The organism is Castellaniella sp. FW104-7C03 (assembly GCF_040276085.1).
In the GTDB taxonomy this organism is placed as follows: Bacteria; Pseudomonadota; Gammaproteobacteria; order Burkholderiales; family Burkholderiaceae_B; genus Castellaniella.
On sequence record NZ_JBELOK010000007.1, the window covers coordinates 187,655 to 196,338 of the forward strand.

The following is an 8,684-nucleotide window of genomic DNA, read 5'->3' on the forward strand; positions in this document are numbered from 1 at the left end:
GTTTAGCTACCTGGCGGCAGGTAGCGGGATTTCAGGATGCCCCGCAACTGCGGGTAGGAGATCATGATCTCCGGCTGGCCCCAGGCATAAGGAGCGATCTCGTAGGGCTGATACTTCACCAGCAGACCCTGGTCTGTCAGGCCGACATTGTCGCTGCTCACAAACGGCCACATCCGCGCAAAGCTGTCCATGTCTTGTACGGCGTCTTGGTGGGCCTGCAGCCAGCGGCTGTGGGCTTGCTTTAATGCGGTATCAAACGCCGGCCGGGCGCCGGGGGCAAGCAGTTGGTCGATTGTCAGTACCTGATTGCTTTGGTTGTCCCAATTAATCAGCTGGGTGCCGGTCATGCCGTGCGCCATGCCTGTGCGATATTGGCCGGCAATGAGCTCAACTACGGTTAATCGCGTATTGCGATAGCGAAGCTTGGCAATCAGGTCGGTTTCGTCACGGGGGCCTGCTGTTTTCCAGAAATATTCTTGATACGCCTGCACGGTGTTGTAGGGTGCCTGACGCTGAGTGTCCAGCCAGGTCATGGCCGCCAGAGCGTGGTCTATCAGTGTGGTGAGCTGTGGATGGCCAGGAAACGCGAGCGAGTCGAGCACCAGCTTTGGACATTCTCCGGTGCAGCCAGGCCGCTTGGCCGACCATTTCACGGGTTGTGCAAACAGTCCGTCTGCGGCAGTGGTTTCGGCTGTTTCTGCCGGAATCAATGGTGCGCCATCCTGTGGCCCGCTGGCGCACGCAGACAGTGCAAGAGCCAGGGGCAAGACAAGACCCAGGTGCCAGGATCGTGATGAGCGGGTGCGCTGAAGGGTATGCATGTACCAGTATCCCTTGATTAAACGTGAAGGTGACTGCGCCGGTGCCAGGCTAAAACAGAATATGCCGGTATATCTTGAGCGCCGTAGCAATATGCTTCAGAATCTACCACAGCCGGCTTGGGGAGACCGCATGTTCGACTTCATGTATCAGTTGCCTGATAGTCTTTTGTTTATTTTCTGTGTGATGGTCGTGGGCCTGATTACCGTCCTGTCCTGGGGGGCTATCTGGCTGTTTCGCCTGGCTTGGCCCAATCGTCGTGGCACCGCCATGGTCAACACCATGTTATCGGGTATTTTGCTGCCGGCGGGGCTGGTGATTGCCTTTGTGGCATCAGATGTCTGGCAACAGGAAAACCGTGGCCGGATCGCTGTTGAGCAAGAAGCCATTGCAGTGTCGGATACTTTGCGGGTGGCACAACATCTTCCGCCCGAGCTCCTCGACCAGGCAACAGGTCTGGTCAGCGATTATATCCGTGAGGTGGTCGAGCAAGAGTGGCCCTTGATGGGCAACGGGCAGTCTAGCGCCAAGGCGGAGAGCTTGCTTGACGCCCTGGAACAAACCTCGGTTCAGGTGGATGTGGCGGCCGCAGACGCAGGCCCTGAGCGCACTGGCTGGCGCCTGGCTGCTATGGATTTACGTCATTACACACAAGAGATCGAAAAAGCCCGCAATCAGCGCTTGCTGGTTGCCAGTGGGAAAGTGGTGGCCACCAAGTGGATTGCGGTGCTGGTGCTGTTGTTTGTAGCTGCTTGCGTGATCTGCGAGCTTCACGCACTGCAACGACGCGCGATGGTGCTGGCACTGATTCTGTTTTCTTTGGGGTTTGGTGCCACGCTGTATCTGATTGCCTCGTATGACAGGCCTTTTACAGGCTCCACCATCATCCAGCCACGGTCGCTGACACTGATGTTGCTGAAAAATTAGCGCGCCTGGGGTGTTTTGTTGCCGGTGGCATTGGCGGATGCCGACGCCACCTTAAAGATCAGGATTCGCGGTGTATCTTCATCCCAGCGAAGGCCTGCGACACGGGCATGAGCTCGAGTGTGTTGATATTGACTCGTGCGGGGCGAGTTGCCACCCAGGCCACTGCGTCGGCAATATCATCAGCGGTCAGTGGATCCGTGCCTTCATACACCGCCTTTGCGTGTGCCTGATCGCCCAGCCGCACTAAAGAGAATTCGGTGCCACCGCACAGGCCGGGCTCGATGTTGGTGACCCGGACACGGGTACCCCAGAGGTCTGCCCTGAGGTTCAGGCTTAACTGGCGTACAAATGCCTTGGTGGCGCCGTAAACGTTGCCGCCAGGGTAGGGGTGGTTACCGGCGGTAGAACCGATATTGATGATGTGTCCCTGATTGCGCTTGACCATATCCGGCAAAACGCAATGCACCAGGCGTGTCAGGCCCAGAACATTGGTGGCAATCATGCGTTCCCAGTCGGCCATTTTGGCTTCGTGGGCCGGCGCCACTCCCAGGGCCAGGCCGGCGTTGTTTACCAGAACATCCAGGCCTGCAAACCGTTCGCGTATCCAGGTGTAGCCTTGTTCGACGGACGCTGGATCGGTGACATCCATGACCATCGGGCTGAAGCGCTCTCCGAGCTCGGCGTGGAGGTCTTGCAGGCGGTCCAGACGCCGCGCAGCGCCGATGACGGTATAGCCTTCAGACAGCAGTCGCCGTGCGATAGCTGCACCAAAGCCAGCGGATGCGCCAGTAACCAGAGCAACGCGAGGGACAGAACCTGCCATGAAATCTCCTTGTGTCAAAATATCGCCTAAGCAAGCCACAGGCGCCACTGTGTGGCGGCTGCAATTTACAACGATACCATTGACACCACCATGAAGTCTCTTCATACGCGCCATTCCATCGAGACCCTGTCTGTCCTGATCGAAGGCAAGGTTCAAGGGGTCGGCTTTCGGGCGGCTGCTGTTCGGCAGGCTCACGCATTGAAACTGGGAGGTTGGGTTCGCAATCTGCCCGACGGCCGCGTAGAAGCACTGCTGCAAGGGCCTCACGGGGCCGTAGACCAGATGCTGTCCTGGCTGCTGCAGGGGCCGCCGGCCGCACGGGTGAACCAAGTGCACCACGAAGAGGTTCAAACCGAGAGGCTCTACGAGCGCTTCGAGCAGATCTGATCTCTGTGCGCATTTGGCGTCTGTGGATAAGCTGCCGGACGTGTGCCAAGTTTGCGGCGGCTAAGCGTTAAGGCTGCTCGTGCTCAAGCGGCTTGTCATTGGCGGCCGGCTTTTCGATCACCAGTTCAACCCGGCGGTTTTTTGCGCGACCCTCGGTATCCTTGTTGCTGGCGATGGGGCGCGTATCCGCGTAGCCCACTGCTTTCAGGTGTGCTTTATCCACGCCGTTGGCCAACAGATACCGCACCACGCTGCCTGCGCGTGCAGTCGAGAGCTCCCAGTTTGACGGATATCGCCCGTTGCCGCGCACCGGAATCGAATCTGTGTGGCCCTCTACAACAATGTTGTAGCCGCCTTTTGCCAGAACTTCAGCCATGCGCTTGAGGACATCAGATCCATGGGTGCTGAGGTCAGCCTGTCCGGTACCAAAGAGAATCTCGTTATTGATACGGAGGCTGACTGAGCGCTGGTTGACCACAACCTCGACTTCGCTGCCGAGTTCGTCCAGGGGTAGGGCGGCAGCCAATGCCTGGCCTTCTGATGGGCCGGCAGGCTTGGCTGGAGGGGGATTGGCTGGTGCGTGGCTGGGGGTGTCCGTAGTTTGTGCAACGGCGGGTTTTGGAGCTGTGGTTGCCTGGGCGGCAGTGCTGCCAGCCACAGGTGTCGTGGGTGCCTGCGTGGTAGCTGGTTGGTTGGGGGCCGGGGTATCGGGTGAAACCGCACTGGCTGCTGCGGGTTCAGGACCTGGCGCCGGAGTTGCCGGGGGTTGGGGTTTAGGTGGTGGTGCGAGATCGGCCGGTGTCGGGTAAGCGGAAGCGATCACTGCGGTTGCGTGGTCTGGGTATGCCGATTGCTCGAACGCGGCTTCTGGTGCAGCCGGGTAGGGTAGCGTGGTGTCGGGCGCCGGGATGTCTGTAGAGGCCGTGTCGGCCTGAGAATCAGGCAATGCTGCCGGTGCGGGAGAGACGTGGTTACCCGTGACAGGTGCGACTGAGGTCAGGGTGGGCGATGCAGGCCGGCCGGGCGCGCCGGGGGCTGATAGCCCGCCAACCAGCCCGCCGGAGAAGGCCAGCATGACGATCATGACGACCAGAAGCAAAGTCATCATGTCCAGGTAGGTTAGAAACCAGCCTTCCTCGTGTTCTGGTGCGGGCCTGGGCTCCAGGCCCCAGCGTGCTGTGGCGTCTGGGCTGGTTCTGTGGCGATGGGCCGCCTTCCGTGCACGTTGCAGCTCGGCTTCGAGCTCCTGCATGCGCTGCATGAACTCGCGGGCGGGTTGGAGTTCGACAGGACCAGATTTCATGAGGATTGGGTGTGTGTGCGGGGAGCGCTGTCTTTGATTTCGTCCTGCACGTCAGCGACGAAGGCCTTGAGTGTTTCGCGCATCATCGCCGGGCTGCGCTTTTGACTCATCATCGAGATGCCTTGCGTGATCGTGTTCATCAGGACCAGGCGCTGCTCGGTGCGTCGCTCGAGCTTGACTGCGATTGGCTTGAACACCAGATTGGCCAGGAGCACACCGTAAAAGGTTGTCATCAGGGCCAGCGCCATCTGCCGTCCAATGGCACTGATATCGCCGCCACCCAGCAAAAACAGCAAGTTGACCAGGCCCACCAAGGTGCCGACCATCCCAAAGGCAGGTGCAAAACCCGACATGATCCTGAATAGCTGGGCTTCTGCCTGTTCTTTGGCTTTCATGCGGGCCATGCGCCATTGCAGTAGATCGATGATGTCTTGTTCGGGGACGTTATCGATGACCAGTTGCACGCCGCTGCGCAGAAATGGATTGGAAACTTTTTCCAGGGCGCTCTCTACAGCCCGGATATCGCTTTGCATCCAGATTCTGGAGATCTCGACCAGATCTTCGAGATCGCGTTCGGCGTGAAGTTTTTCGTGGCGCACCACGCTGCCCATTAATCCGAAAATGCGCAAGACCTCGCGCAAAGGGTACGCAATGAAGGTTGCAGCGGCAGTGCCCAGCAGAACAATGCCAAGCCCCGGCCAATCAATAAACAGACGCGGATCGTCGGCTGAAAGCGCCAGAACGAGTGCCAGCAGCAAAATGCTGGTGACGATGCCGATCAGGGTGGAGGGATTGATGCGCATGGCAAAAGCAGGCAGCCTGAGTTACCGTAAACCAGCATCTTACCTTGAGTCCTAATTTGAGCACGCTGAACTAAACTTCCCACATTTCATAATATAAAAAACATGTTAAATTAATCGGTTACAGCGATAACTTAATGTTGACTGTGTCTTTAGGTGGGGAGTTTAGTTCCCAAATCATTGGGTGCTAATTCATTTTACGGCAGAAAAGGAACTAAATTCCCCACATGGATGCTGGACTGTCGATATCGTGCACAACTACTAACGCGATGAGGGCGGGTACTAACCGCCATGTAATTTCCTCAAATTCGATACGCTGATTGCTCAAGATGGGCGCATAATAATCCTTCGAGTTTGTATGACCCTTACCTGCGCTGTTCGGTGAAAGCCCGTTGACTTGCGGGGGGAGGGAGCGACACGGTGCGAATGTGCACTTGTGCATCTTCGCTATTTCCAACTTCCCGCTTTCCGCACGGAAGAAGGAGGTTCGTCTGAGCAACGAACATCTATCGCCAAGCAATGCTCAGCGCCTACGCCTTTTCGAAGCTTATCGAGGGCGAGGACACAGGAGCAGCAACCTTTTCGTGGTCTATAGCGTAAAGACAGGCCAGGACTGGGTGTTGCCTAGCGACAGGCACCTGGTGCATTGGGTTCACTACCTGGAAACAGATCCAGAGGTGCACGGCTTCACTTTTACGTCGGAAGGCAATAGTGGGGATAGTCGCTTATGCCTCGTCGATGTTCTGTTATCTAGCGGTACGTGGGTAAGACATCAGCTCGGGCAGAAGAAGGCTGAGCAGCACTGCGATGCACGTGAGCTTCAAAATGAGGACTCGGCCGATAACGCGTCACCTACAGATATCCGGGTTTTTACCGATGAAGATCTTCAACCTTTTGTAAAAACTAGCCTGCGATGGCTCAAAGCCATCGCTTTTGCGTCTGCCTTGCGCGATCGAGAATACACCCGTCAGACACTTTTGCTGCTTGAGTACTTTAGACAGCAAGGCAATGGGGATGTAGGGCAGGTGTTGGCGAAGGCTGAAGTATGTGAGCAGGAGCCAGCCGTTATTCTTGGCTTAATCGTTCGCCTTTGTATTAAGGGGCACATCAGGCTAGACCTCACTGCCAATGGCTTTGGGTATTACACACCTTGGATGCTGCGGGTCAAGGGGCCTTGATATGAGGACAAGAAGATCCATGCTGGCATCGTCGCTACCAACTGCGCTTTGGCCGACCGTCAATAGTGATGGAATGACTCGCAAACAGGCACAAACGTTTATTGCCCGCAAAGAAGCCATGCGGCTATATTTCGCGGACGAGCCGGTCGAGAAAATTACGCGTGTGACAGGAGTGAATCGGTACGGCCTCGCGCGAATGGCGCAAAAATGTCTACAGATGGCGCCGGATGGTGCTGTTTATGGATTCCGAGCCTTAATTCCCTACATAAGGACTAGGCCTTACCAGCGCAATGCAGAATTGAAAGCAAAGCGGCAGCATCAGCAGGGTGGGCAATCGGGGGCATTAGGCGCTCTGCTGATGCGATTTCCGGACATCGAAGATGATCTCGTAAAGTGCATTAGGCAGGACAGGAAGCTTAAGCGGATCCCCGAATTCAAGATCCGAGCAAAGGACCTGCACCGCCTCTTCATTCAGTGTGTAAAAGCGAAAGGCGTTTCTGAGTTGGAATGGCCCTTTACCACACAGCACCTCGGGCTGCGTACGATTTACGCATATATGAGGTATGTGATAAATGAAAATTTCACCAAATCTGTTATATCTCGCGAAGGGCCTACAGCAAAGGCACATATGAACGTAGGAACTGGGCATGCTCCATTTCTTACTTTTGAAGAGCCTTATGATGTAGTGGAAATAGACTCCTATAGGATTGACGCTCATCTTACCGTTGCCTTCCGGACACCTGAGGGAACGGAAACGGAAGTTCTCCTGGAGCGTTTGTGGCTGATAGCGGCAGTTGACCGGGCTTCGACGGCTGTAATCGCTTATGACGTGGTCTACCGCAGTGAAGTGACCTCTGATAACGTTTTGAAGGTCATTCGGGATGCTATAACGAAAAAATGGGAGCCTAAGGCACTCACCTTGCCATTTAATTATCCGCTTTGGGGAGGGCTGCCTAGCGGTGTTATTCCAGAGGCATATGGCGCCGTGTGGAACTTGCTTCTGTTTGACGGGGCATTGGCTCATTTATCGCGCGCCGTTTACGAGCGTGTTCGTAAGCAGCTTGGCTTTGTCATTAGTTGGGGCGCTCCCGGGCACTTCGAGAGACGACCGAACGTAGAGCGCACCTTTCGGCGTATAGCAGATGATCTTTTTAAGCGCCTGCCCTCCACGACAGGATCAAATCCTTATAACGGCAGGGCTCCGGACGGGGAGGCCAAGGCGTTGCGCTACAAAATTCGAGCCGAGGAAGCGGAGCAAATGCTCGATGTATACATCGCCCAGCATAATGTGACTCCCTGCGAAGGCATTTCCCTTCTTACGCCATTCGAATACATCAGGCATTTTCTGGATAATCAGAGCTCAGGTTTCATGCTTCGTACGCTGCCAGAGACAGGGGAAACGCACATGTTGTCGGTTACCGAAGAGGCCACCGTTCGTGGAAGTGTTAAGGACGGTCGTAGACCTTATATTCAGCTTGATCGGGTTCATTACACCAGTCCTGTGCTAGTCGAGCTTGGCAATTTAATCGGTGAAAAATTGCTGATCAAAATTGATGAAGACGATATGCGTCAGGTGAAAGCATTTTTAAAAAATGGTGCGGAATTAGGTTTTCTAACTGCTAAAGGAAGGTGGTCAAATTCGAAGCACAGTCGCCGCACACGCAAGGCGATTAACAGTCTCATGTCCAAGCGCACTCTTGTAGTGTCTGAGTTTGACGATCCCGTACGTGCCTATCTTTCTCATCTTTCAGTACAACATAAGCAGCGCTCAACAAGTCTAGTGCCAAGAAAACAGGCAACCGACGCCACTCGAATTGCCAAAGAGGCAAATCTCCCGTTAAAAATAGTGACTGCACCAGAACTAGGCCGAGAAAACTCTATAGTCGCCCCAAAAGCTTCATCAACGAGCAAGCAGCGCCGATCATTGATGGACACGGACGCTCCAATATTGCGGTTAGTTAAAAATCGGCGATAGGAGAGGACCATGCTGGATAAGAAAATGGTCAATCAACTCACGACAGAGCAGCGAGCAGCTCTTCTCAATTCTCATCCAATTTTAGAAAAAAACTATCGATTGCCAACCCCCATGCTGGAGCGGACGTATGCCATCATCCGTGAGCGCGTATGGATGAAGCGAACAGGTGTATACCTTTACGCGAGCCCTCGTATGGGCAAAACGACCTGTGCAGAGACAGTTCAGGCCTTGCTTCTTTTGGAGTTCCCAAAACTTCATATTGTGCGAATCAATGCGAGGCGAAACCTACGACCTTCAGACGCGCACATGTTCAGATTGCTTTTGGAGGGCGTGAACCACGCACTAAGCAAACGGACCCATGCAGACTTGCTATTTTATAATATCAAGGCAGACATTGAATCACACCGGGTTTTGAGGAGGCTTCATTTCTTGAGAGAATGGAGCCATGAGCAAGAACAACAAGTTTTCCCCT

Annotated in this window: 8 protein-coding genes and 1 pseudogene; 5 read left to right on the top strand and 4 right to left on the bottom strand. The window is 55.1% G+C overall.

The window, feature by feature from the left end; translation table 11 throughout:
- Positions 1 to 2 precede the first annotated feature (2 nt).
- Complete coding sequence (locus ABS758_RS10300; RefSeq protein WP_350382321.1) at positions 3 to 821, bottom strand: RsiV family protein; 819 nt, start codon at positions 819 to 821, stop codon at positions 3 to 5.
- 130 nt (positions 822 to 951) lie between these two features.
- On the opposite strand from ABS758_RS10300, the gene ABS758_RS10305 reads away from it, so the two are divergent.
- Positions 952 to 1,746, top strand: a complete 795-nt coding sequence (locus tag ABS758_RS10305) for a bestrophin-like domain (protein WP_350382319.1) — start codon at positions 952 to 954, stop codon at positions 1,744 to 1,746.
- A gap of 58 nt (positions 1,747 to 1,804) precedes the next feature.
- On the opposite strand, the gene ABS758_RS10310 is transcribed toward ABS758_RS10305, so the two are convergent.
- Positions 1,805 to 2,569: an SDR family NAD(P)-dependent oxidoreductase gene (locus ABS758_RS10310; protein ID WP_350382317.1), complete on the bottom strand. Its 765-nt coding sequence runs from the start codon at positions 2,567 to 2,569 to the stop codon at positions 1,805 to 1,807.
- 90 nt (positions 2,570 to 2,659) lie between these two features.
- On the opposite strand from ABS758_RS10310, the gene ABS758_RS10315 reads away from it, so the two are divergent.
- Positions 2,660 to 2,956: an acylphosphatase gene (locus tag ABS758_RS10315; RefSeq protein ID WP_350382315.1), complete on the top strand. Its 297-nt coding sequence runs from the start codon at positions 2,660 to 2,662 to the stop codon at positions 2,954 to 2,956.
- 67 nt (positions 2,957 to 3,023) lie between these two features.
- Here the strand turns inward: ABS758_RS10315 and ABS758_RS10320 are convergent, their stop codons facing one another.
- Complete coding sequence (locus ABS758_RS10320) at positions 3,024 to 4,259, bottom strand: OmpA family protein (protein WP_350382313.1); 1,236 nt, start codon at positions 4,257 to 4,259, stop codon at positions 3,024 to 3,026.
- Positions 4,256 to 5,062: a motility protein A gene (locus ABS758_RS10325; RefSeq protein ID WP_350382311.1), complete on the bottom strand. Its 807-nt coding sequence runs from the start codon at positions 5,060 to 5,062 to the stop codon at positions 4,256 to 4,258. The genes ABS758_RS10320 and ABS758_RS10325 overlap by 4 nt, the downstream gene beginning before the upstream one ends.
- A gap of 581 nt (positions 5,063 to 5,643) precedes the next feature.
- On the opposite strand from ABS758_RS10325, the gene ABS758_RS10330 reads away from it, so the two are divergent.
- The 3 genes and pseudogenes from ABS758_RS10330 to ABS758_RS10340 form a co-directional block, all read left to right on the top strand.
- Positions 5,644 to 6,237, top strand: coding sequence for a hypothetical protein (locus ABS758_RS10330; protein ID WP_350382309.1), 594 nt, complete (start codon positions 5,644 to 5,646; stop codon positions 6,235 to 6,237).
- A gap of 19 nt (positions 6,238 to 6,256) precedes the next feature.
- Positions 6,257 to 8,212 (top strand): hypothetical protein, encoded by a 1,956-nt coding sequence (locus ABS758_RS10335; RefSeq protein WP_350382307.1) that lies wholly within the window; start codon positions 6,257 to 6,259, stop codon positions 8,210 to 8,212.
- Between the two features lie 9 nt (positions 8,213 to 8,221).
- Positions 8,222 to 8,684, top strand: a pseudogene (locus ABS758_RS10340) (hypothetical protein); the annotation flags it as partial.

Bases quoted from the DNA above. Each gene is read 5' to 3' on its own strand.
- ABS758_RS10305 (WP_350382319.1), top strand. From the start codon at position 952: ATGTTCGACTTCATGTATCAGTTGCCTGATAGTCTTTTGTTTATTTTC.
- ABS758_RS10325 (WP_350382311.1), bottom strand. From the start codon at position 5,062: ATGCGCATCAATCCCTCCACCCTGATCGGCATCGTCACCAGCATTTTG.
- ABS758_RS10300 (WP_350382321.1), bottom strand. From the start codon at position 821: ATGCATACCCTTCAGCGCACCCGCTCATCACGATCCTGGCACCTGGGT.
- ABS758_RS10320 (WP_350382313.1), bottom strand. From the start codon at position 4,259: ATGAAATCTGGTCCTGTCGAACTCCAACCCGCCCGCGAGTTCATGCAG.
- ABS758_RS10335 (WP_350382307.1), top strand. From the start codon at position 6,257: ATGCTGGCATCGTCGCTACCAACTGCGCTTTGGCCGACCGTCAATAGT.
- ABS758_RS10315 (WP_350382315.1), top strand. From the start codon at position 2,660: ATGAAGTCTCTTCATACGCGCCATTCCATCGAGACCCTGTCTGTCCTG.
- ABS758_RS10310 (WP_350382317.1), bottom strand. From the start codon at position 2,569: ATGGCAGGTTCTGTCCCTCGCGTTGCTCTGGTTACTGGCGCATCCGCT.